Genomic DNA, 22,417 nt, shown 5'->3' with positions numbered 1-22,417 from the left:
GTACAAGGATGACGAGGCTCAGTCCGCCGCGTTGAGCGCGTCGCTCAAATTCACGCGCAGCGCCTCGGCCCGCTGGATGCTCTCGAGCTCTTCATCCTCAAGCTCGCCCTCACCGAAGATCGCCGCGCGTTCTGCGGCGCGCGAGCCCTGGGCGAGCGCGGAGAGGGCGCTCTGGCGGCGACGCTCGTCGTCGGTGTCGAGCTCCACCCGGGAGTTGGAGCGGCCCGGCTCAAAGGTGCCGTCGGGTCCGATGATGATCTGCGCGTCGACCGCACCCAGGTCCAGAGTCTCAATGATGTCGCTCAGGCCGCCGAGCTCTGGCGAGACGCGCAGGTAGAGCAGGGTGGTGTGGTTGGCCTGCTCGGTGGAGACGAGCTGTTCGCTGATCATGTCCACAAGCTCGCTCATCCCCACGCCGCGAGCCACCGCTTCGGGGGCGTGCGTATGCGTGAAGGGCTGCAATGCGGGAAGTGTGAGCAGGTTGAGGGTTGGCGAGATGTCGCGCAACGACGCCGCGAGCGCCACGGCAAGGCGCAGCGCGCTGGCCTGCTCCCAGGGAGTTGCTCCGGCCACCACACGGGTGTCCGCATCATCGAGAAGTCCCGTCATATCGAGCACGTGAAGGGGGCCGTGATCGTCGAGGAGCTGCGCCCGCACGCGCCGGCCCATCGCGCCGAAGAGCGCCAGGGGAGTGTCGATCTTCTCGCGGGTATCGATGATCAGGTTGATGCCTCCGCGGGCTAGCGGCGCGACCAGGTCGAGCACCTCCACGCCCAAAGCGATGCGTTCGCGCCGACCATCGAGTTGGCTCATCGCCACACGCTCCGGCCACAGCGGGGTGGTGCCTTCCGACTGCGGCACGATCAGCGCTGCCTCAAGCTCCACCACCTCGCCAGGCGCCACGCCCAGCGCGGCCTTCTGGCCGCTGGCCTCAACGCTCAACCCGGGCTCGCACCACTGGGGCCAGTGCGGCGTCCACAGCCGGGCGCGACGCCCTCCCGGATGCGCCACCACCGCCGCATAAACGGTGGGGTGGTCGGGGTGTTTCAGCGCCACAGCGTCGCCGAGCGCAGCGAGCGCGTCGCCCATAAAGGCCACCCAGGTCTCACCCTCGCTTTTTTCAAGGTGAGGTGTGGGGGGCTGGTAATCTTCGAGTTCAGCTCGCATCGTCCACCTCTCGCGCAAAATCGATCGTCCAGCCAAACGTGGCGATGAGCTCTTCGGCCACGATCTCGAGTGCCCCTAAGGTGTCATGGGCCATCTCGCCCACCTCCACGAAGTCGCGAAACGCCCCCTTATCGGGGGCGTCCCAGAAGTGCGGGCTGGCCCGAAGCTCGACCTCAAGCCCGCGCACGGTCTGCCCGAGCGCTTCAAGCTCGTCACGCAGGTGATCGAGGTCCACTTTGCGCCGGTCGGCGCGCACCTTCCAGGTTGGCATCGCGCTCCCGGCGCTCAAAGATCGTCATGAAGATGAGGATCGACGGGCTTATTCGTCGTCTTCCTCGAGCTCTTCCATCAGCTCGGCGGCCAGATCTTCTTCGGTGGCCAGCTCGCCACGCTCGCGGCGCTCCAGGCGCTCTTCGGCCCATTCGCGCAGGCTCTTGGCCTTGTCGTCGAGCGCCTGACGCAGAAAGTCCAGCCCCAGGTACTTCTCTCCGAGAATATAAGCGCGCTTGCGCACGGCGGTGTCGGGAAGATCGGCCGCTTTGCGCAAAAGCCCCAGGCGGATTTCTTCGGGGATGTCCTGCCACTGCTCGTCGAGCAAATCCAGCGCGCCGCTGGCGACCTGATCGCCGCCGTGACCGCGCACGGTGTTGGGCTTGAGCAGGCGCTTGAGCAGCTCCATCGAATCTTTGCCCAGGCGCGCCAGCCACACCACCGAGAGGCGACGCACGCCACCGGGCAAAAAGCGAATGCTGAGGCGATCCTGCTCCGCCGCGCTCGTCTCAATCGGGTGCTGATACTCGCCGCGGGGGAAGGGAATGGCGTGCTCCACCACGATCTGGCAGACCTCGCGCTTGAGGCTCTTGTTGAGCGCGGTAAGCTGCATGAGGTGGTCGAAGATCACGCGGCCCTGGTCGCCGATGGCCTCTTTGGCGGTGAGGATCATCAGCACAAGCTCGATCATCTGCTCGCGGCGGATCTGCGGATCGCGGAAGATCCCGTCGCAGGCCGGCATAATCAGCTCGGCGTCTTCGACGTAGTTGTTCGTCAGGCGCGGAAGCCAGATAAGTCCCTTGCGCAGCCCCAGATAATCGTCGTGGCTGAGCAGGCCGGCCTGGGCCAGCCAGGAGGTCAGCTGAAAGAGCCCCGGGCCGGGCTCCTGGCCCTGCTCCAGGTGCATGTTGATCTGCAGCACCGCGTGGCTGAGCTTCTCTTTGACGTGTGGCGAGATGCCCTCGGCGGCGACCACGCGCTGGGCAAACAGACCCAGGTAGTAGGGGTACTGAAGGTAGCGCCAGAGGCGTTCCTCGTTGCCGGAGCCGCCGGGATAATCCGTGCTGCTGGAGAGCGCAGCGGTCGCCATTTCGATGAGGCGAGGAATCTCCTCGTCGGTGGCATCAAGGTGACGTTGAAGGAAAATCGTCGTGTTCAAGGGGCTTCCTATCGGTTACGAGGTTGGGTGGCCGGGACCGGTGATGGACTGCATCCACCGGCGACTCCGAAGGTCTTTCGGGGGTACAACCCGAGCCAGGGGGCACTTATTCAGAAAGCAGGGGAGAGCAGGAGCGCCGTTGAAAACCGGGCCTTAAAGCTCGCTCGGATAGCACGCCTGAGGCGGACTGACAACCAGGGCGACCTGGTCTAAGATTCCGGCGGGCAGGTCCCCGCGCTGAGGAAGAGGCAGCCGGGGCCGGCTGTTCCCCTCGCGCCCCAGACGGTGTGGACCCGGCAGGAGAAGTTATGGATCAGGACGACAAGTCGCAGGTGGAGTCGGTGGAAGACGTCGATGTGGACGCCGCGCTCGATGAGCTGCGTGCCGAGGAGCATCGCCGCCTGCTGCGCACCGCCGTGCTCACCCTGATCATCGCCAGCGCGCTGGGCTTTGTGGGCTGGTGGATGGCGACCAACACCGACACCCTCTTTCGCCCCAACCTCCAGGTGGAGGCTGGCGAGCAGGAGGTGCTCGCGGTGACCAACGATCCGGTCTGCCGGGGCATCATCGATCAGGTTACTGCGATCGCTGCCGATTATGAGGAGCGCGAGATCTTCATCGAAGAGAACGTCCTCGGTGATGATGAGGCCAACGTCGATCAGGTGCGCGAAACGGCTGCGGCTTTTCGCTCGCGCCACCGCGAGGTCTCCGAGCAGGTCGAGGGCGCCGTGTTGCGCGAGCGCGTCTTTCGCCGCCAGCTCAACGACTGGTTCGGCTTTATGGACAACGAGTTTCGCATCTTAGAAGAGATGGCCGACCGCCAACTCAAGATCTTGCGCGGAGAGGACGTCCCTGAGCCCGAGGGCGCCTGGGTCAATATGCCGAGCCTGCGCGACCGCGTCTTGTTGACCATCGACGAGAACTTCCACGCGTTCCGACTCTGGCATCAGGTCGGTCTGCACCCCTGCGGCGCGGCTCCCGAGGGGGTGACCCCCTGGACGCCGCAAGGCTGAGCCGGGGAGAGGGCGCTCAGGGCGCGCATGATCTGCGGGCGAACATGCGCTAGGGTATCTTCTCTTTGCGGATCCTCCTTCGAACGACTCGCCCTCCCGGATCGCCTCCATGATGTTATCAGCTCGTTTTGCCTCCCTTGCGTCATTGCTGCTCTGCGGCCTTCTCCTTGCGGCCTGCGAAGATCCGGTCAACCAGGTCGAAGAGCCTGTGGATGTGGGCGATGCGCAATCGGATGCGCCCCTGGAGTGCAATCCCGGTGAGGTGCTGGGCTGCCCCGGTCCCGACAGCGCCTCGCGTGAGGTCTGCAATGAGGCGGGCGACGGCACGCTTCTTATCGAATGTGCGGGAACCTCGGTGTGTCGGGAGGGCGCGTGTGTGGAGGTGACCTGTCGGCCCAACACGCGCCGCTGCACCTCGGAGTCGCAACCTCAGGTCTGCCGCCCGGATGGTGAGGACTACGTCTTTGAAGATGCCGAGAGCTGCGCCGAGGGCACCCGGTGCCAGCAGGGCGTGTGCCTGGATCGTTGCGGTCTGGCGGAGCAGTCCAACAGCTACATCGGCTGCGAGTACTGGGCGGTGGAGCTGGAGAACTCCGAGCTCTATCAGTCTGAGACAGGCACCATCACCGAGCCGGAGGAAGTGCGCGCTCCCTTTGCCGTCGTGCTCGCCAACACCGACCCCAACATCACCGCGCGCATCTCGGTGTGGGCCTCGCCAGACACGCACGCCGAGTTTGTGAGCTCACGGGAGGTGATGCCCTCACGGATGTTTCCCGGAGAGGAGATTGTCACCGTTTATTCCGAGGTGGTCGGCGCTGACGGCCAGCGCGTCGGCCAGCCTCTGAGCGGGGCGATCGATCAGGTGGAGCTTCCGCCCAACAGCACCATGACGGTGCTCCTGCCCAACCGCACCCTCCCGCGGCGCACCACCTCGATTACGCCCTTTGCCTACCGCGTCGTCTCCAGCGAGCCGGTGGTCGCCTACCAGTTCAATCCCTTCTGCTGCAATTATAACTACACCAACGACGCCAGCCTGCTGCTTCCCCGCGGCGCGCTCACCGAAAACTACATGTACCTCGGGCAAACGGTGTGGGCTGGAAACTCCACCTCACGCCTTCCTGTGCCCCGGCCGGCAACCTTGAGCGTGGTCGCGCTGGATGAAGATACTGACGTAACCGTGCAACTTCGCGCGCCGAGCGACACCGATAAGACCTTCGACGATCTGATCTTCGCCCCCTTCGATCTCGCGCGTATCAACGGGCCCGATGCCTCCGGTCGCATCACCTTCAGACTGCAACCTTTTGAGGTCTTCAACCTGGGGAGCCGCGGCATTCAGCCGGTCGAAGATATCAGCGGGGCGCGCATCACCGCCTCCAAACCCGTCTCGGTGTTCAGCGGACACAGCTGCACCAACGTGCCTTTCGACCGCTCCGCGTGTGATCATCTCGAGTCGCAGCTCTTTCCGCTGGAGACCTGGGGCACGATCTTCATCGCCTCCCCGCTCAAACTTCGTAACCCCGAGCCGCCCTCCGGCTCGCGCGAGGGCACCTACTGGAAGTTTGTGGCCAGCGAGAACAACACGGTCATTCAGACCGGCATCGCCATCAACCCGCCCGCCGCGCTGCCCCCCGGTGGCGAGGCCGTGCCGAGCTGCGCGTCTTTCTCCGACGATCCGAGCCAGGGCACGTTTGTGCTCAACGCTGGCGAGAGCTGTGAGTTTGGCACCCGCCACATGTTCCGGGTGCTGGCCAGCGCGCCCATTGCCATCGGCGCCTTCCTGAGCGGCCAGAACACCGTCTACGATCAGGTCAACTGGAACGATCGCGCCGGCGACCCGAGCTTCTTCTTGCTGCCGCCCGAGGAGCAGTACCGCACCGACTACTCGTTTCTGGCGCCGCCGACCTACCACCAGAGCTACGCGATGGTCACGATGGCGCCGGGCTTTACGATCACGCTCAACGGCGAAGAGCTCGACCCGATGAACTTTGACGCCGAGCTCATCGACGACGGCTCGCGCATGCGCGCCCACATCCCGCTGGAGCCGGGGCCCTACACGCTTGAGTCGCTCGTGCCGATGGGGCTTGTGGTCTACGGCTACGATAACTACGTCTCCTACGCCTATACCGGCGGCTTAAACCTGACCAAACTCAACGTGTTGGAGTGAGGCGCACTCGCCACGCTCAGGGGCTGCTCCCTGTGACGTTGAGGTCACATCTTTGCGCGAAGACCAGGGGGCGCATCATCGGGTTTGACCCGGGGCGCGCTTCGCGATAGACGGCGCTCGCCAGAACCCCCCCCGGTGCTTTTCAGGAAAATTGCCGCCATGTATCCCGACGATCCGCAACATTCGACCGCTCCGCCGATCGTCGATGGGCGCTACCGCCTCGACGCCCTGCTCAGTGAGGGCGGTGTGGGCACGATCTGGCGCGCGCAAGACCTGGTGGGGCGCCGCCCGGTCGCCCTGAAGTTGCTCAAGCCGGAAGTTGCGACTCTGCCGCACCTTCGCCGACGCTTCTCGCGTGAGGCCCGCGCGGCCAGCCGGCTGATGCACCCCAATGTGGCCGCGGTGCACGACCACGGGGTCGATCCCGACGGCAAGATGTTCATCGCCATGGAGCTTCTGGAGGGGCTGGTCGTCACCGATCTGATCCGCCAGGGACTCTCACTGGCGCTGATTTTGGAGCTGGCCGACCAACTTCTGGCGGGCCTTGCCCACGCGCACGCCCGCGGGGTGATTCACCGCGACTTAAAGCCCTCCAACCTGATGGTGGTCAACGCGTCGATCCCCGATAGCCTGGGGACCTTGAAGGTGGTGGACTTCGGCATCGCTACGGTGCTCACCGACGCCGACCCCCGCGAGACGGCCCACGGCGAAGTTGTGGGCACGCCGCGTTATATGAGCCCGGAGCAGGCCGGTGGGGAGCGCTCGCTCACCCCGCGCACCGACCTCTACAACGTGGGTCTGATCCTCTATGAGCTGATCTGCGGACGCCCGCCCTTCGGTGAGGAGAAGGGCCTGGCCGTGATGGCGATGCACGTGCATGAGCCGGTGCCGCCGATGATCGCCCGCCAGGGCTTGCACCTGCCGGTGGCGCTGGAGGCCTTCGTCTCGCGCGCGCTGGCAAAATCGCCGGCGCGGCGCTGGCCCTCGGCCGGCGAGATGCGCGTGCAGCTCAAAGCCCTTCAGGCGGAGCTCGCCGGTGATGCTCGCATCTATAACGTGCCCGCACCTCTGCCGCGCGTGCAATCCGGCGCCGGGCCCGATCGTCAGCCCACCGTCGAGGAGAGCATTGTGGGGCGTCGTCGCCTCAACCCGGTGGCGCAATCTCCCGAACATGATGAGGCGGTGGTCGGCCGCGACTCGTTGGCCGCAAGGCGGCAGGCCGATCTTCAGGCGCTCAACGCCGGGGTCGCCGGCCTCCAGCAGATCCCCTTTGTGGGGCGCCCCCGCGAACGCCAGCATCTTCAGGAGATCGCCCGGTCGGTGCGCAGCGAGCAGCGCGGCCGTATCGTGCTTCTGGAGGGCGAGGCCGGCGTGGGTAAGACGCGCCTGACGATGTGGCTTAAGGAGCAGGTTGAGGAGCAGGGCCAACTTCATGGCCATATCGGCGCGTTTACCCGCGGGGGCACCGAGGGGCTTCGCGGTCTGCAGGAGGTGCTCGACAGCGTGTTTGGCACCCGCGGGCAGTCGCGCGCCGAGGTGCAGACCCGCGTCGACACCTGGCTCACCCAGTGGGGCCACGACGATGGCATCGACGCCCGCATCCTGGCCGACTTCATGCGTCCGGCCGGAAGTCAGAGTGCGGTGCGCGAGGCCCCGGTGGCGCCCACCACCCTTTTTGCCACCATCCTGCGGGTGCTCGAGCGGGTGGCCAGCCGTCGACCGCGCCTGATCATCCTCGATGACGTGCATTGGGCGGGCCGCGAGCTGGGCGACTTCCTCGACTTTCTGGCCGTGGAGCTTCGCCACCGTTCCATCCCGCTGATGGTGATGGCCACCATTCGCTCCGAGGATCTTGGCGAGAACCCGGCCCTGGAGCGTCGCCTCACTGCGCTGAGCCGCTATGTTGGCGAGACGGTCGAGCGCATTCAGCTGGGACGCCTCAATGAGGACAGCGGCTACGAGCTGATTCGCCTGGTGCTGCCCGTCGATGAGGCGCTCACGCGTCTTATCTACGAGCGCTCCGGGGGTAACCCGCTGCACCTCGTCTTATTGTTGCGCTACCTGCGCGACGAGGGGCTGATTCGCCCCGATGGCGAGCGCTGGGCCACGGCCGATGTCGAGGCGGTGCGCGAGGCGGTGCCGCCCAGCCTGGGCGATCTTTTTGAGGTTCGCCTCCAGCAGATTGAGGCCCGCTACAGCCGCCACGACAAGCTTGGTGAGCTCCTGCAGCGCGCGGCCATCGCCGGCCCCAGGTTCACCTACGAGGTGCTGCGCGAGATGGTCGAGCGGGAGGGCGACGCCGAGCGCCTGCGCTTCTTCGACGAAGATCTCGATCACCTGCTCAGCGAGGGCATCCTCATTGAGAGTCACGGGCGGCGAGAGGACTGGTACGCGTTTAGCCACGGGTTGTTGCGAGATTATTTTCTTAAGCAGATCGGCGGGGCGTTTCGGGCGCGCCGGCTGCATCGGCTCGCTGCCGAGGCTCGCGAGGCCGTTTACGGGGAGCGCGCCGGCGCGCACGCCGCCGAGATCGCCGCGCACTGGCACGCCGCCCGCGATCTGGAGCGGGCGCTGACCTGGTACATTCGCGCCGGCCGCACCGCCTCGCGCGCGGCCATGCTCCGGCAGGCCGCCGTGGCTTTTGAGGCCGCGCTCACCATCATGGACGAGCTCCTGGAAGTCGGCTCCGAGCGCGGCGATCCCCCGAACTTCGCCCGCCTGGATGCCCGCGCACAAGATCTGGGCTGGAGCGGCACCGACTACGTCGACACCTTGATGCGCCTGGGCGATCTTTTTGAAGGTTTTGGTGAGTTTCCCGAGGCCGAAGCCTGCTACCGGCGCGTGGTGCGCCTGGTGGGCTCCTGCAGCGCACCGCCGCCCGAGGCGCTCAGCGCGCTGGCCGGCTGCTGGCTGGGGCTGGGCCATGTGGCCTGGCAGCGCGGCGACTTTGAGGCCGCCCGTTGGGCCTTCAACCGCGTGCGGGACGAGGTCGCCACCCTCCCTGAGCTCGCCGGCATGCGTGATAACGCCACCCGCGGGCTGGCCCGGGTCGCCTGGCATCGCGCCGACTACGCGCTGGCCGTCGACCTGGCCACCGACGCGCTGCACAGCGCCGAGGGCCGCGGCGACGACGCCGGCGTGGCTCAGTCGCTGTGGATCCTCGGAGAAGTCGCCAGAATTCAAGGCGAAGGCGACGCCGCCCGCGATTATTACGGCCGATCGATGGCCCTGAGTCAGGCCAGCGATCAGCCCTCCGAGGTGGCCCGCAACCTGCTCAGCCTGGCGCAGCTCGCCCGCTTCCAGAAACACTTCGACCAGGCCGAAGAGCTCTACCAGCGCGCCCTTCGCCGCTACGAGGCCCTGGGCGATCGTCGCGGCGCCGGCCAGTGCTACAACGGCCTGGGCGACGTGGCCCGTTTCCGCGACAGCTACGACGCGGCCCGTCGCTTCTATGAGCGTGCGCTGGCCACCTACCAGAGTATCGGCGCGGAGCTCGACGTGGCGCTGGTCTACACCAACCTGGGGTTGACCTCGATCGCGCTCAATGACTACCCGGCGGCCGAAGACTTCTTATGCGCCGCCCGCGAACGCGTGGCCGACGAGGAGTACCCCTATCTGCAGGCCGGCGTGGAGTACAACCTGGCGCTGGTCCGCGCGTTGCGCGGCGAAGATGACGACGCCGAGACCCTGCACCGGGTGCTGGAGCTCTCGGCGCGTTTTCCCATCCCCGATCTCGACTACGCCCAGCCCCTGGAGCGCCTGGCCCGACTGCGCGCCGACGCCGGCCATCCCGATGAGGCGCGCGCGCTCTGGTTGCGCGCCCGCGACATCTACCGCGAGCTGGAGCTTGAGGGAGATCTGGCCCGCGTCAACGCCCAGATCGACGAACGCGTCCCGACCGAGTGAGGCCGAGACGCGTTCTGGTGTGGCGCTAATGGCTTGAAAAGGTTGAGCTTTATTCGCCGGGAATCTGCCCCAGGATGCGACGAACCCCGGTGACCGCGCGGTACATGCCGACGTGGCGGTAGACCCCGGGCTGGCCGACGATGGTCAGAAAGAGCGGCTCGCCATCAACCTCAAAGCTCTTCACATGGATCGCGTCGGCCTCAATGCCCGGCACGAAATGCGGCATGCGCGCGAGGATGCGCTCGCGGTGGCCCTTCTCGGTGCTGCGGCAGAGCAGCGGGGCGTAGGCCGCCAGGATATCCGACTCGGCGGTGTCGCCGGCCTGGGCAATCACCAGCCCGCGGCTGTCGCCCAGGGTGAAGTTGCGCAGCTGCTCGCGCTCAAAGATGTGCTCCAGCTGCAGCGTCAGCGCGGTGATGGTCTGCGTGCTGCGCTTGCGACGGCGTTCCAGGTTGACAGGCAATGCGCTCATGATCCGCTCCTTGGATGGTGCCGCCCGGCGTCTGGCCCTCATCCATGGGGGCGGCTGCGCTGCTGATGGCGGCGGTTCCTCGTGATGGCGTTCGCACGGTGATGAGCTCCCGGGCCGGCATCCTTGCCGCCATCGATCGGGAACTTCTTTCAAAGTCGCTCATCCTTGAGCAACCCGGCTGTCTGACCCGGGACAACATCCCTTGCCGTGACTCGCCGTGGAACACCGTCAGGCTACGGCAGGCCCGCCGGGCGTCAAAAAAATTGATGGGTGTGTGCTTTCTGCGCGCTGGAATGCTCCTTGCAGCGTTGTGGGGGGCGTGCAAATGTTGTCGCTTCGGTGTATGACACAGCCTTAAGGCCCCCGCGCCGATACAATCATAACGACCCACCTGAGAGATAGACGATGGCCCCGAACTCCAGAGCGCTCGCCAGCACCACCGCGGCCGCGCTGATCCTCTTCAGCGCCCCGGCGTTCGCGCAGTCCGCTGCGACCACCGCCGGAACTGTCGATACGACCGACCCGACCGAGATCAATGAGGCCGAAGAGCTCGCAGAAGAGGTCGATGAGAACATCGACGATGAGCTCGACGATCTTCTCGGCGAAGAAAAAGACGATAAACCCTGGTCGTTGGGAGCCTCGCTGGGCTTCTCGGTGGGGCAGGGCACCTTTGTGAGCGTGGCCAACGACTCGCCATGGGCCGACCAGGTCGACGACGGCAGCCGCGCCTACGATCGCGTCAGCATGCGTTTCGGCGTCAGCGGTAGCTATAAAGTTCAGGACTTCAGCTTCTCGGGTAGCCTGGGCTTCAGCCAGGGTTTGACAGCCAACAACGGCATCAACGGCTCGTACGAGACGCGTCTGGGTGACCTGGGCCTGAGCGCGGGCTGGAAGGGCTGGAGCTTTGAGTCGACGGGCATCTCGCTTCGTCCCTCGCTTTCGGTGGCGCTGCCGACCGGCCGCACCTCGCAGGTCTCCACGATGCTGCTCTCGACCTCGGTGGGGCTGAGCCTCTCCAAGACCTTCTTCAAGCGCCTGACCCTGGGCGCCTCGCTGGGCGGCTCGCGCACCTTCCACCGCTACACCTCGCCAGTGATGGACATCGACGACATCGGTGAAGCCAACGCCATCTACCGCTACGACGGCAGTGAGGCGGTCGAGCCGGGTCGTTTTGCCGTGGGCGGCATCAACACCCCCTACTCGCTGAGCACCGGCCTGAGCGCGAGCATGCGCTTTCCGCACAAGCTCAGCCTGAGCATCGGCTACTCGCTGAGCACCGCGTGGTCGTATCGCGTCAACGAGTCCGATGAGTTCAGCTCGCAGTACGAGTGTCGCGGCCTGCGCTGCGCCGGGCAGGGCGCGGCGGGCTCGGTCTCGCTGAGCTACCCGATCACCGACTGGCTCGGCGCCAGCCTGAGCGCGCGCACCTTCGGTGGTCCGCGCACCCCCGATCAACGCTCGTTCGTCTTCCCCTTCTGGAACTTCAACGGGGCGGCCACCAACCAGAGCTCGATCGCGCTGGGCTTCAACGGCAGCTACTGATCGCCTGACGGCCCTCGGGTTGAGGGCCATCTAAGCACACAAAGAACCGCCGCCCTTTTATGGGGCGGTGGTTTTTTTGTGGTGACTTCGGTGCGCGTCTCACGGTGAGTTGAGCGACCAGTCGTAGTCCATAAACACGATGTTGACCGGTGAGGCGTCGTCATCCTGAAGACGCGCGCGGATGGCCTCCGTCGTGTAAAGCTCCACGTAATCGACGAGCTCGGTGGTGCTTCCCTCAAAGGCCGGGTCGATGAAGTCGCCGCCGTACCAGTCCATGATCTTTGTGAGGTAGAGCGTGTCGCCTTCGATGCGCGCGAACTTCGGGTCGCTCAGGCTGGCGCGGGTGCGGGCGTCGAGCTGGGCGTTGATCTGCGCGCCGGTGTAGGCGCTCTCGGCCAGATGCGGGCAGCTGCGTGCGGCGCAGTTCACCGCGAAATGAATGCGCGGATCTTGATAGAGCGGTCGAATCAGCCCGTGCTCAATCTCATCGAGGCTCAGCGTGTACCCGGCCACCTCGCAGCGGGGCTTGCCCCAGGGATCGTCGATGTCGCGGATGGAGTCGACGGGCAGGTTGTCGACGATCAGGCGCAACGTGCAGGCGTTATAAGCGTTGATGAGCATCGCCAGCTGCTCATCTTCATCAAACGCGGTGGCGTCGATCTCGGCCAGCGCGCTCAGGTAGGCGTCGAGCTCAGCGCGGTCGTCGCTGAGCCCCTGGTAGTCGACGTGGCCGGCCTCCGCGTTGACATGCGTGCTTAAGAGCGTGTCGAGCGCGCTGTGATCAAAGCTCTGCGTGCCGGAGCGCTGGCCTGTGCGAAGCTCGTCGACCAGGGGGCTGTCGATGAGCTCGGCGCCCGGGGCGCTGCACGCGCTCAAGAGCAGGGCGGAGAGCAGGGCGGGGGTGCGAAGGGACACATCAACCTCGGGGGCAGCGGGGACGGCATCAGCAAAGATGTCAGCAGATCTAAACGCCCCGCATCTTAAGGCAACGCCTCGGGTGGGGAGGGGACTGTGATGTGAAAGAGGTAGTCGCGCCAGTGCTCTCGCATATGCGTGAAGTATGGCGAGTTGCGCGCGCCCCAGCGGCGCTCCAGCCGACTCCAGAGGTCGTGGAGCACCGGCTCAAAGAGGTGCTCGCGCTCCAGAAGATGCTCCCAGATGGCCTGCGCAATCGGGTAATACGACCAGTGCCAGCGCTCCTCCATATGCGCAAAGGTGTGCGCGGAGGCGGTGGGGCCAAAGGGCTGAAAGAAGCCGTAATCAAGCGCCTGACCATCGAGCCAGAGCCAGGCATCAAAGAGCTGTGCGCCCTCTTCAAAAAGTCGCGGGTTGAGCCCCAGGATGTCGAACTCCGTGCCCCAGTGATGCCGCGAGAGGGCGGGGGCGGCGCTGGCCAGCAGGATCTCCTGCTCGCGCTCCCCGGGGCTGAGCTCCCCGAACCAGCAGCGCTTATGACGCTCATTCTCGGGCTTCCAGGTATGACCCGGGGTCAGGCCGCAGCGCTCCGCGGCGCGCTCGGAGATCTTGTTAAACGAGCGCCCCGTAAAGCGCATCTTCCGGTACCAGATAAAGCTCTGGGAGCCCATATCGCGATAGTCTGAGCGCAGCAGCGCGCCCAACACCTGCGACATAAAGCGCGGGTAGCGCTGCAGGTGTTCAGCGAGCTCGGCCTGTGTGCCAAAACGCCCCCCGAAGGTGCTGCGCAGGCTTAAAACAAGGCGAAAACCGTGGTCGGGCTCGGCGCTCGCGAGCACCATCGCCTCAACCATGCAGCGAAGTTGCGTGTTGGCCTCGGCCAGCGCGGCCCGCGGGGGGCGTCGCTCGCCAAGGATCCACGCTTCAAGCGCAGCGGGGTGTGTGATCGAGAGCAGTCGCACCGCCTCGCGCCAGCGCGCCTTGCGCTCGGCCAGGTGGGTGGGCTGGTGCAACTCCAGGCAGCGCTCGGGCGCGCGAAGTTCCAGCGCGTCGAGAAGATCCTCCGGCTCCCAGCCCTCGTCACGGCTGCGCTCGACCAGCGCGCGCGCCCGCAGGCTGAGCCCCGACCACGTGGCGATCTCCAGCGCCTGACGGCCGACTTCCAGCCCCACCGAGTGCGCTTGCTCGCGGGTTTTGCTACGATGCGCCTCATCATCACGCGTCGGCGGCGATGCCGCTGCAGAGCCGACCAGCAGGCAGCCGAGCAGCAGCAATGCGATCGCCCCTATGCCCCGCCAACCCTCTCTGAAGTGCGCGTCTTTCATCCGGCGTTGCCTAACACAGCGAGCGAATTGTGTCGAATCTTCGAACTCGGGTGCTGCTCATCTTCATCGGCGCGATGTTCCTATGGGGCGCGCCCGAGCGGGCCTTCGCCCAGAGCGCGCCGCAGGCTCAAACAACTGAGGAAGAGGGCGCATCGGATACCGCGCCACAGGAGCAACCCGCCGCTGAAGAGGCCTCCGATGATGCGACCTCGGGAGCCATCGTGATCGAAGGCGTGGCGCAACCTCGGGGCGTCATTGAGCTGCCCGGCCTCGGCGACGACGCCGGCGAAGGCGACGAGGCGGCCCCCGGCGGACTGGTGATCGAGCGAGGGGCCGCCGGCGTGGGCGGCAGCGGCTCGCGCAGCATCCGCCTGAGTTTTGAGCGCAACGGCGCCTCCGTTCTTGTGCCGGCGAAGGTGGGGCGGATCGACGTCTATTTTGTGCTCGATACCGGCGCGAGTTTCACCACCCTGACCGCCGAGGTTGCCCGGCAGGCGCGCGTCACCCCTGACGCGACGGCGCCCACTACCCTGATGCAGACCGCCGGCGGGGTGCGTCAGGCGCAGTTCGGCCTGATGACCGCGCTGCAACTTGGTCAGACCACACTACGGCAGGTCAGCTACACGCTCTGCGACGCCTGCGGCTTTGGCACCTACCGCGATCGGCCCGTGGCGGGTTTGCTGGGGCTAAACGTGCTGGGGCGTTTTCAGATGAACCTGGATACGGCCGCCGGTGAGGTGGAGCTTTCCCCCAACCCCGACTTTCGGGATCAGAGCGCCGATATGCGCCCCTGGCTCACCTACCAGATCAAACCCCACCAGGTGCACCTCGACCGGCGCTCGTTGCCGCGCCTGGCGGTGGAGGTTCAGAACGCATCACATCTTCAGGCGCAGCAGGTCGTGGTGGAGTTTCGCTGCCGTCTACAGGATGGCAGCGTGGAGCGGGTGCGAACCCGATCCATCACCGTACCGGCGAAGTCGACGGCCGATACCGAGCTGGCCCAGAGCGTCTCAGCCTGCCGGGGATGGCAGGCTGAGCTGGTCGAGGGTTTCTGGCGTTGAGGCCAGTTTGTCTTGCTCAGTGGCTGTTGGCCGCGACATCGTCGGGCAACGCCACGTTGATGGCCTTGGGATACTTCTTGCCGTCATTGCCACCGTATTGAAAGTCGACCGGGATCACCTCGCCAGGCACATAGGCCGGCAGTCGGGCGCGAAGATCATCGTCGACAACGTTGGCGATGTGGAAGAAGAACTTGCGCTCATCGTCGGTCTGAATGAAGCCAAAGCCCTTGTCGGTGAAGTAGGCGATGACCCGACCGCCGAGGTCCTGACCGATGTCGAGCTCATCATCGAAGGACATGCGCTGGAGGCGCTCGACGTTTTCTTCGAGATCGAAGAAGTGGAAGGAGCAGTCCTCGTTGATGCGAATGCCGATGGCCTTGACCTGGGCGTAGCGTCGATCAAAGAGAAAGGAGAGGCACGCACCAAAGGCCACGAGCAACCCGCCCGAGCTCAATGAGGTGTCGGCCAACTCCACGTAGAGGGCTTTGAGCACGATCCCGCGGCGCGCGGCCTGCAGAAAGTCCTGCTGCTCCTCCAGGTTGTCGATCGAGCCGGTGACGTGCACCCCCAGGTTGACGTGGGCGTGGACGTCCTCAAACCCGGTGATCATAAAGTCGAGGAGGTAGCGCTGCCGGAAGTTATCGTCATGATCGACCCTGGCGCCGGCACGCTCGGAGTACTGGCGCAGCGCATCGGCCAGATCGATATTGGTAGGGTTGGTGGAGAGCTTGCTGGTCACTTCATCTCCGATCGCCATAGTATCACCTCACAGCAGCGTTCAATGCCTTCGCGCGTCGCGCCTTTTTCGCCCTCGCCGAACTGCGTTGAGCGAGGCGCTCTTAGAGAAGATAAACAGCCCGAAGACGCTCGCCAGTCGTTTTTGGCGACGGCCACACGACGTACATACCTAATAAGAAGGTCGCCGCGAAGATCATTCCCCTTTGTCAAGAAGCCTGCGATGACACCCAATTTCCCGGGCGTCTGAAGCGAGGCTCGCGCGAAGAAGATCGGAATGCGGCGGGTTGGCCCGGCGGTTCAACGCCCCCGAAGGTGGGGATGGTGACCGCCACTCAGCCCGCGACCCGGGGCGATCACGCACCACGCAGCAGGACAGCTTTCTATGACTCAACTTCACGCCCACGACGATCCCGCAGCCGCCGAGCTCTTGCGACAGGCCGAGGAGCATCGCGGCTATGTGCGCGCGATCGATCAGCGCCTGGCCAAAACCTACGGCCTGGGCGGCATGCCCTTTTTTATCGTGCTGGCGGGGCTTCCGATCCTCGCGGCGGTCTTTGGCTGGTGGACCTCGGCGATGCTCTGGATCCCCGGCGTCACCCTGGCGCTGATCGTGCTCTACGTGGGCCGAAAGGCCATCTACGAGCGGCGCGACCGGATGCGCGAGCAGGTCGAGACCTACGGGGTGACCAACGGGGTGGCGATGAAGCGCATCGCCGAGCATTTTCGCGCCGAGGGGGAGTACAGCTTCTTTGTCGCCCTCTACGACGAGCGCTCCGCACCCGCGCTGGAGGTCAATGACCGGGCTGAGCCGGGGGCGAGCGTATGAATGGACTTCGTGATGTTCTGGAGGCGGCCGGGCCGATGCTCTACCCGGTGGCGCTCGTCTCGCTGGTGGGGGCGGCGCTCTTTTTTGAGCGCCTGGTAGCTCTGCGCCGCGCGGCGGTTGCGCCAGCGGGGCTGGCCGAGCGGGTGCGAAAAGCCGCCCGCGCCGGCGACCCCTCGCAGCAGGCCGCATCCGAGCTCTGTGAAGGCCCGAGCGCGGTGGCCGCGGTGCTCGGGGAGGGGCTTCGCTTTGCGGGCTGTGAGCGCTCTGAGATCCGCGAGGCCATGGAAGATCGCGGACGCCGCGAGCTCGCCCACCTGGAGCGTTTTGTGGGCGGCGTGGGGGCGCTGGCCACCGTGGCGCCCCTGCTCGGGCTTCTGGGAACGGTCACGGGCATGATCCGCGTTTTTCAGGCGGTGGTCGATGACGCCGCGCCTAAAGGCATGGTCGACCCGACGCTGCTGGCCGGGGGCATCTGGGAGGCCCTGATCACCACGGCGGCCGGGCTTGCCGTGGCCATCCCCCTCTACCTGGGCTACCGCTACCTGCTGGGCCGCGTCGACCGCTGGGCCACTGAGCTTGAAGAGGCCGCCGCAGGTCTCCTCGATGTGCTCGCTCCGCCTTCCGCGGCGGCCGCGCGCGCCGCGGCCTCCGGTGCGCAGCAGGCCAGCGCACAGGGCGACGACACCGCTCACCGAGGCGCCGAGATCGCCCCGAGTGAGGCTGTGTGATGGCGCTATTGAGGTCGTTTGTCTCGTGTTTTCAAGGGGTTATGGGGCTGCGTTCGCTCGGCTATGAGCGATGCTCCGGCGTCGCGGGCTGGTTGGCGCGCGGCGACGAGGGGAGCAGCGGGGGGCCGGAGCGATGAATTTTCGAGCTGCCCGAAAAGGTCGGCGCCGGGTGGAGGCGACCCTGGAGCTGACGCCGCTTATCGACGTGATCTTCCTGCTGCTGATCTTCTTTGTGATGACCACCGCCCCGCAGAGCTCGCCACTGGAGCGCATCGGCGTCGATCTTCCCGAGGCGGCCAGCGGCGCGGCGCTCGATGAGGCTGAAGCCGAGCGCGTGGTGCTGCGCGTGGCCGCCGACGGCGCCGTCTTTGAGGAGCGCGAAGATGGGGAGCGCGTGTCGGTGGAGGCGCCCCTTGCTTTTCTGCAAGAAGTTCATGGCGAGCGCCCCGCGGCCACCGTCTGGCTTTTTGGCGATGAAGAGGCCGCCCACGGCGCGGTGATCCGCCTGCTCGACGCCGCCCGCGAGGTGGGATTTAAGAAGGTGCATATGGCGGTGCGGCCCGCGCAATAAGCGGCGATTTGCTGACCCACGGTCATCTCAAAAGCCGACCCACGGTCACCCTGAGCGCTGACCCCCGGCCGGGGTCGAATGCGCCTTCGTTGCGCTTTATCCTGTTGATAACAAAGAGGTATTTGCGATCTCCTTTCGGATGCTCCTCGCCGCCCGGGCCTTTTCTTGCCGGGCACCGACGCGATGTTAATCTGGGGGCCGAGAGCGCGCAGGGACGCGCGCCGAGAGCAAGAGGTTGCACGATGCGCCTGGGAGTCATTCTTACATTTGCGGCGGTGGTCTGCGGGCTGTTGTACTTCGTGCTGACCAACCCCTCGGTGGAGCGCCTGGAGGTGTTGCGCGCCGAGCTCGAGCAGCTTCAGGAGCAGAACGCCCGGCTCGCCGAAAAAAACCGCAAGCTGGAGCGCGAGATCGTGGCGTTGCGCGACGATCCGCGCCTGGCCGAGCGTCGGGCCCGCGAACGCGTGGGGCTTGCCCGCCCCGACGAGGTGATCTTCCAGTTTGAGACGCCCGAGGAGGCGCAGCGTGTGCAGGTGAGGTTGCGCGTCGACGCGGAGGGGCAGGCCGAGCTGGCCGGCAGGCCGGTGGAGGTTGGCGAGCTTGCCGGGGCGTTGCAGGAACTTCGTCAGGAGATGCCCCATTCGGAGCTCGTGGTGTGGATCTCCGAGGAGGTCGGGCCCCTGCTCCACCAGCAGATCATCGACGTGGTCGACGCCTCACCGATGGCGCCGGCGAGGATCGAAGAGTAGGTGACGCGCGCCAGGACCGGCGCGCCGCTCAAGGCTAAGGAGGCCGACGATGAGCACCCGAACAACGACACGACGACGCCCGAAACAGCCCGGACGCCAGGGCTGGGTGGTGGTGGGCGCGCTGCTGCTCGCCGGCTACGCGCTGGGCGTGCTGGGCCATGTGGCGCTCTTCGGGGCGCTCAACGCCCTCGGCATCATCGCCTCTCTGGCGCTCGCAGCCATGCTGTGGTTTCGGGGGCTGCGCGAGGGCGCCGCCGAGCTGGCGATCTGTCTGGGCGCGCTCGGCGCCGCGCTGATGATCTCGCGCCTTGCCGCAGGCCTGGGCGTGGAGCTCTTTGCGCTTGTGGTGCTCACGCTCGCTGCCATCGCCGCGACGCGCTCCAGCCGCGCGGTGGCCTGGAGCCTGGGCGCCGCGCTCAGCGTCGAGCTTACGAGCGCGCTGATGGGCACCGCCGACCCCCACACGCTCCGACCGGCCCTGGTCGAGGGTTTAAGCGAGGTCAGCCTCATACCCCTTCTTGTGCGCGCCACGTTGATGATCGCCGCCGTTGCACTCTGTTGGAAGGCCGTTGGTCGCCACACCCAGCGCGGTCGAAAGCGCGTTGAGGTTGAACTCAGTGAGGCTCGCGAGCAGATGCTCCAGGAGGCCCGTGAGTTCCGCCTGATTCACGCCGGCCGCGGCCAGGACGCCGTCGACCGCCGCCAGGCCGAGGAGCTGATTGTGCGCGGTGCGGTCGACGCCGTGCACCACACGATCTTTGTGACCCTGGAGCTCGTCAAAACCGCGCTCAAGGCCCACACCGTGGTGCTGCTGTGGTTTGATGTGCGCAATGAGCGCCTGCGCATCAAGGAGCTTGTCAGCGAGAGCGACGCGCTGGTCGACGGCGCCATCGACCCGGCGGGCGGCGTGCTCGGCGGTCTGACGCGCCAGCGCGAGACGCTGGCGCTCAAGGCGTTGCGCCCCGGCTTTCGGGGGCTGGCCTACTACCGCCACCCGCAGGATGTCACCGAGTTTCTGGGCGTGCCGGTCATCGAGAAGGGCCACCTGCGCGGGGTGCTCTGCGTCGACCGGCGGGCTGAGCGCGCCTTTGAGGCCGAGGAGATTCGGGTGGTGGAAGACGCCGCATCTTATGTGATGCGCGCGGTTGAGAATGAGCGCGTGGTGGCCACGATTGAACGGGCGCGCTTTGAGGTGAGCCGCTTCTTTGAGGCCAGCCGCAAGCTCAACGGGGTACTCACCCCGGACCAGGTCTACGAGGTGGCTCTGGAGAGCGTGGCGCAGATTGTGGCCTTTGATTTTGCGGCGATCACCCTCTTCGATGAGCAGGACGATCGCCACCATGTCGCCCGCGTCAGCGGCGATGGCATGACCAGTCAGGGAGGTTGGGACCAGGTGAGCTTCGCGTCAAACCAGGGCCTTGTGTCGATGGTGGTGAGCAACCGCCACTACCTGCCTTTTGGCGGGCATCTGCGCGATCCGGAGGCGGTGATCTTCGGGCCGGGCCAGTCTGCGCGCGATCTTCGTAGCCTCATCGTGCTGCCGCTCATCGTCCAGGATCAGGCCGTGGGCACGCTGGTCATCGGGCACCGTGAGGCCAACCAGTTCGCCGCAGAGCGCCGCGAGATGCTCGAGGTCATCGCCAACCAGGTCGCCGTCACCCTCCAGAACGCGCGCCTCTACGAGCGCATGGAGGAGATGGCCAGCATCGACGCGCTCACGCGACTTCCCAACCGCCGCACCTTCCAGACCCGTCTCAGTGAGGCGATGGCGCGCCATAAGCGCTCGCGTCGCACCTTTGCGGTGGTGCTCACCGACATCGATCATTTTAAATCGGTCAACGACACTTACGGACACCCCGTCGGTGACGAGGTTCTGCGCCACGTCGGACGCGTCTTCCGCGAGGGGCTGCGCGAGGTCGATATGCCCGCGCGTTACGGCGGCGAGGAGTTTGTGCTGGTGCTGGAAGACACCGACATTGAGGGCGCACGTCAGGTCGCCGACCGGCTGCGCGTGGCGATCAGCAAGCTGAGCTTTGAGACCGATAAGGGGCTTTTGCAGTGCACCATCAGCATGGGCATCGCCATTGGCCCGGTGGACACCGATCACGAGCACGCGCTGGTGGACCTGGCCGATCAGGCCCTCTACCATTCTAAGAAGAACGGTCGAAACCAGGTCACGGTCTACAGCGAGATGGTCGCGAAGACGGCGGCGGCGTAAGCGCCCTCGCCATGCGTCGATGAGACGCTTCAATCCTGCCGTGCCAGGGACCCGGAGTAGGCTAGATTCACCGCTGTGTTGATGTGGACCTCCCTCACCTGCCGAGGAATCATGAAGAAAAACTTTGTCTTCGATACCAACGTCCTGCTCCACGATCCGCGCGCCATCTTTGGCTTTGAGGATAATACGGTCATCATCCCGATCTATGTGATCGAAGAGATCGACACCTTTAAACGCGACATGAGCGAGCTGGGGCGCAACGCCCGGGAAGTCAGCCGCATCCTCGACGATTACCGCAACCGCGGCGATCTGGTCGAAGGGGTGGCCCTGGAGGGCGGCGGTTCGCTCAAGGTCAGCTTTGATCTTCTGCAGGATGAGTCGGTCAAATTTCTCGATACCAACAAAACCGACAACCTCATCCTGAGCGTGGCGCTGGAGGTGCAGCGCCGGCAGCCGGATGTGCCCTGCATCTTCGTCTCCAAAGACGTGAACCTGCGGGTGCGCGCCAACATCCTGGGCCTGGCCGCTGAGAAGTACGAAGAGCAAGACGTCGTCTCGGTGCAGGAGCTCTACAGCGGGGCCAGTGAGCTGGAGGTGCCCAACGGCTGGATTGATGAGCTCCATGAAAAAGGCCAACTCAGCGTCAACGTCGAGGAGCTCGCGCAATACCGCGCCGAGTCCACTCGCCGCCGCGGCGCGCACTTCTACACCAACGAGTACCTCTGGCTGCGGGCCGCCGGCGGCCCGCAGAACACGCTGGGGCGCCTCACGCTTGACGCCGAGACTGGCGAGGCGACGATTCGCCCGCTGAGCAAGTCACGCGACCACGTCTGGGGCATTCGCCCCCGCAACCGCGAGCAGGCCTTTGCTCTCGACGCGCTGCTCGACGACGACATCAAAGTCGTCACGCTCATCGGCAAGGCCGGCACGGGCAAGACGCTGCTGGCGATCGCCGCCGGTCTGCAAAAAGTCACCGAGGAGCGCAGCCACCATAAACTTCTCGTAAGCCGCCCGGTCATCCCCATGGGCCGCGACCTGGGCTACCTCCCGGGCACCATTGAGGAGAAGCTCGACCCCTGGATGCGCCCCATCTTCGACAACGTCGAATACCTGATGGGCATCAGCCACACCGACCGCCGCTCCGGACGCGGGGCCGATGAGCTCCGCTCGATGGGCATCATCGAGATCGAGCCCCTGACCTACATCCGCGGCCGCTCGCTGCCCAACCTCTACATGATCGTCGACGAGGCGCAGAACCTCACGCCCCACGAGGTCAAAACGATCCTGACGCGGGTTGGCGAGGGCACCAAGATCGTGCTCACCGGCGACCCCTACCAGATCGACAACCCCTACGTGGACAGCGAGTCCAACGGGTTGAGCTATCTGGTCAACCGCTTCAAGGGGCAGTCGCTCGCCAGCACCGTGACGCTCTTTAAGGGCGAGCGTTCGGATCTGGCGGAGATGGCGGCGAATCTTTTGTAAGGATTTTGATCGGGCGTCAGCGACGCGTTTTTCGGCATGAAAGAGCCGGCCTTCGGGCCGGCTTTTTTTATGTCAGCCGGAGCTCTAATCGCGTCGAAGCGAAAGGGGTGA

18 protein-coding genes are annotated in these 22,417 nt (G+C 65.7%); 11 read left to right on the top strand and 7 right to left on the bottom strand.

Going from position 1 to position 22,417, the window contains the following annotated elements:
• Positions 1–18: 18 nt before the first annotated feature.
• From FRC98_RS10120 to FRC98_RS10110, 3 genes are read right to left on the bottom strand one after another with little or no spacing between them, the layout of a single operon-like run.
• A complete protein-coding gene (locus FRC98_RS10120) occupies positions 19–1,167 on the bottom strand; it encodes a hypothetical protein (protein WP_146981290.1) in 1,149 nt (382 codons plus the stop codon).
• Positions 1,157–1,438 carry a hypothetical protein gene (locus FRC98_RS10115; protein WP_146981288.1) on the bottom strand — a complete coding sequence of 94 codons (282 nt, stop codon included), beginning with the start codon at positions 1,436–1,438 and terminating at the stop codon, positions 1,157–1,159. The genes FRC98_RS10120 and FRC98_RS10115 overlap by 11 nt, the downstream gene beginning before the upstream one ends.
• Positions 1,439–1,486: 48 nt before the next feature.
• Positions 1,487–2,596, bottom strand: coding sequence for a hypothetical protein (locus FRC98_RS10110; protein ID WP_146981286.1), 1,110 nt, complete (start codon positions 2,594–2,596; stop codon positions 1,487–1,489).
• Between the two features lie 308 nt (positions 2,597–2,904).
• On the opposite strand from FRC98_RS10110, the gene FRC98_RS10105 reads away from it, so the two are divergent.
• The 3 genes from FRC98_RS10105 (at position 2,905) to FRC98_RS10095 (ending at position 9,679) form a co-directional block, all read left to right on the top strand.
• Positions 2,905–3,609: a hypothetical protein gene (locus FRC98_RS10105; protein ID WP_146981284.1), complete on the top strand. Its 705-nt coding sequence runs from the start codon at positions 2,905–2,907 to the stop codon at positions 3,607–3,609.
• 109 nt (positions 3,610–3,718) lie between these two features.
• On the top strand, positions 3,719–5,773 hold the full coding sequence (locus tag FRC98_RS10100; protein ID WP_146981283.1) for an IgGFc-binding protein: 2,055 nt from the start codon (positions 3,719–3,721) through the stop codon (positions 5,771–5,773).
• 159 nt (positions 5,774–5,932) lie between these two features.
• The gene (locus FRC98_RS10095) at positions 5,933–9,679 is read left to right on the top strand and encodes a protein kinase domain-containing protein (protein ID WP_146981281.1); all 3,747 of its coding nucleotides are present in this window, start codon (positions 5,933–5,935) and stop codon (positions 9,677–9,679) included.
• A gap of 49 nt (positions 9,680–9,728) precedes the next feature.
• On the opposite strand, the gene FRC98_RS10090 is transcribed toward FRC98_RS10095, so the two are convergent.
• Positions 9,729–10,151: a hypothetical protein gene (locus FRC98_RS10090; RefSeq protein ID WP_146981279.1), complete on the bottom strand. Its 423-nt coding sequence runs from the start codon at positions 10,149–10,151 to the stop codon at positions 9,729–9,731.
• A gap of 405 nt (positions 10,152–10,556) precedes the next feature.
• Here FRC98_RS10090 and FRC98_RS10085 point away from each other — a divergent pair, with 405 nt between their 5' ends.
• Positions 10,557–11,693, top strand: coding sequence for a hypothetical protein (locus FRC98_RS10085; RefSeq protein WP_146981278.1), 1,137 nt, complete (start codon positions 10,557–10,559; stop codon positions 11,691–11,693).
• A 99-nt stretch (positions 11,694–11,792) separates the two neighbouring features.
• Here the strand turns inward: FRC98_RS10085 and FRC98_RS10080 are convergent, their stop codons facing one another.
• Complete coding sequence (locus FRC98_RS10080; protein ID WP_146981276.1) at positions 11,793–12,608, bottom strand: DUF547 domain-containing protein; 816 nt, start codon at positions 12,606–12,608, stop codon at positions 11,793–11,795.
• A gap of 65 nt (positions 12,609–12,673) precedes the next feature.
• Complete coding sequence (locus FRC98_RS10075) at positions 12,674–13,933, bottom strand: D-alanyl-D-alanine carboxypeptidase family protein (RefSeq protein WP_146981274.1); 1,260 nt, start codon at positions 13,931–13,933, stop codon at positions 12,674–12,676.
• A gap of 29 nt (positions 13,934–13,962) precedes the next feature.
• On the opposite strand from FRC98_RS10075, the gene FRC98_RS10070 reads away from it, so the two are divergent.
• The gene (locus FRC98_RS10070; protein ID WP_146981273.1) at positions 13,963–14,994 is read left to right on the top strand and encodes a retropepsin-like aspartic protease family protein; all 1,032 of its coding nucleotides are present in this window, start codon (positions 13,963–13,965) and stop codon (positions 14,992–14,994) included.
• A 16-nt stretch (positions 14,995–15,010) separates the two neighbouring features.
• On the opposite strand, the gene FRC98_RS10065 is transcribed toward FRC98_RS10070, so the two are convergent.
• On the bottom strand, positions 15,011–15,751 hold the full coding sequence (locus FRC98_RS10065; RefSeq protein ID WP_146981271.1) for a cold-shock protein: 741 nt from the start codon (positions 15,749–15,751) through the stop codon (positions 15,011–15,013).
• A gap of 363 nt (positions 15,752–16,114) precedes the next feature.
• Here FRC98_RS10065 and FRC98_RS10060 point away from each other — a divergent pair, with 363 nt between their 5' ends.
• From FRC98_RS10060 to FRC98_RS10035, 6 genes are all read left to right on the top strand, one after another.
• Positions 16,115–16,558: a hypothetical protein gene (locus FRC98_RS10060; RefSeq protein ID WP_146981269.1), complete on the top strand. Its 444-nt coding sequence runs from the start codon at positions 16,115–16,117 to the stop codon at positions 16,556–16,558.
• Entirely contained in the window at positions 16,555–17,286 is a 732-nt protein-coding gene (locus FRC98_RS10055; protein WP_146981267.1) for a MotA/TolQ/ExbB proton channel family protein, read from the top strand. The genes FRC98_RS10060 and FRC98_RS10055 overlap by 4 nt, the downstream gene beginning before the upstream one ends.
• 133 nt (positions 17,287–17,419) lie before the next feature.
• A complete protein-coding gene (locus FRC98_RS10050) occupies positions 17,420–17,857 on the top strand; it encodes an ExbD/TolR family protein (RefSeq protein WP_230467480.1) in 438 nt (145 codons plus the stop codon).
• A 242-nt stretch (positions 17,858–18,099) separates the two neighbouring features.
• On the top strand, positions 18,100–18,606 hold the full coding sequence (locus tag FRC98_RS10045) for a septum formation initiator family protein (protein WP_146981263.1): 507 nt from the start codon (positions 18,100–18,102) through the stop codon (positions 18,604–18,606).
• Between the two features lie 49 nt (positions 18,607–18,655).
• Entirely contained in the window at positions 18,656–20,824 is a 2,169-nt protein-coding gene (locus tag FRC98_RS10040) for a sensor domain-containing diguanylate cyclase (RefSeq protein ID WP_146981261.1), read from the top strand.
• A 111-nt stretch (positions 20,825–20,935) separates the two neighbouring features.
• The gene (locus FRC98_RS10035; RefSeq protein WP_146981259.1) at positions 20,936–22,306 is read left to right on the top strand and encodes a PhoH family protein; all 1,371 of its coding nucleotides are present in this window, start codon (positions 20,936–20,938) and stop codon (positions 22,304–22,306) included.
• The last annotated feature ends 111 nt before the right edge of the window (positions 22,307–22,417 follow it).

The sequence above is a fragment of the Lujinxingia vulgaris genome (assembly GCF_007997015.1).
In the GTDB taxonomy this organism is placed as follows: Bacteria; Myxococcota_A; Bradymonadia; order Bradymonadales; family Bradymonadaceae; genus Lujinxingia; species Lujinxingia vulgaris.
Note: the sequence above shows the minus strand (reverse complement) of the source record. Positions and strands in the feature narration are given on the sequence as shown.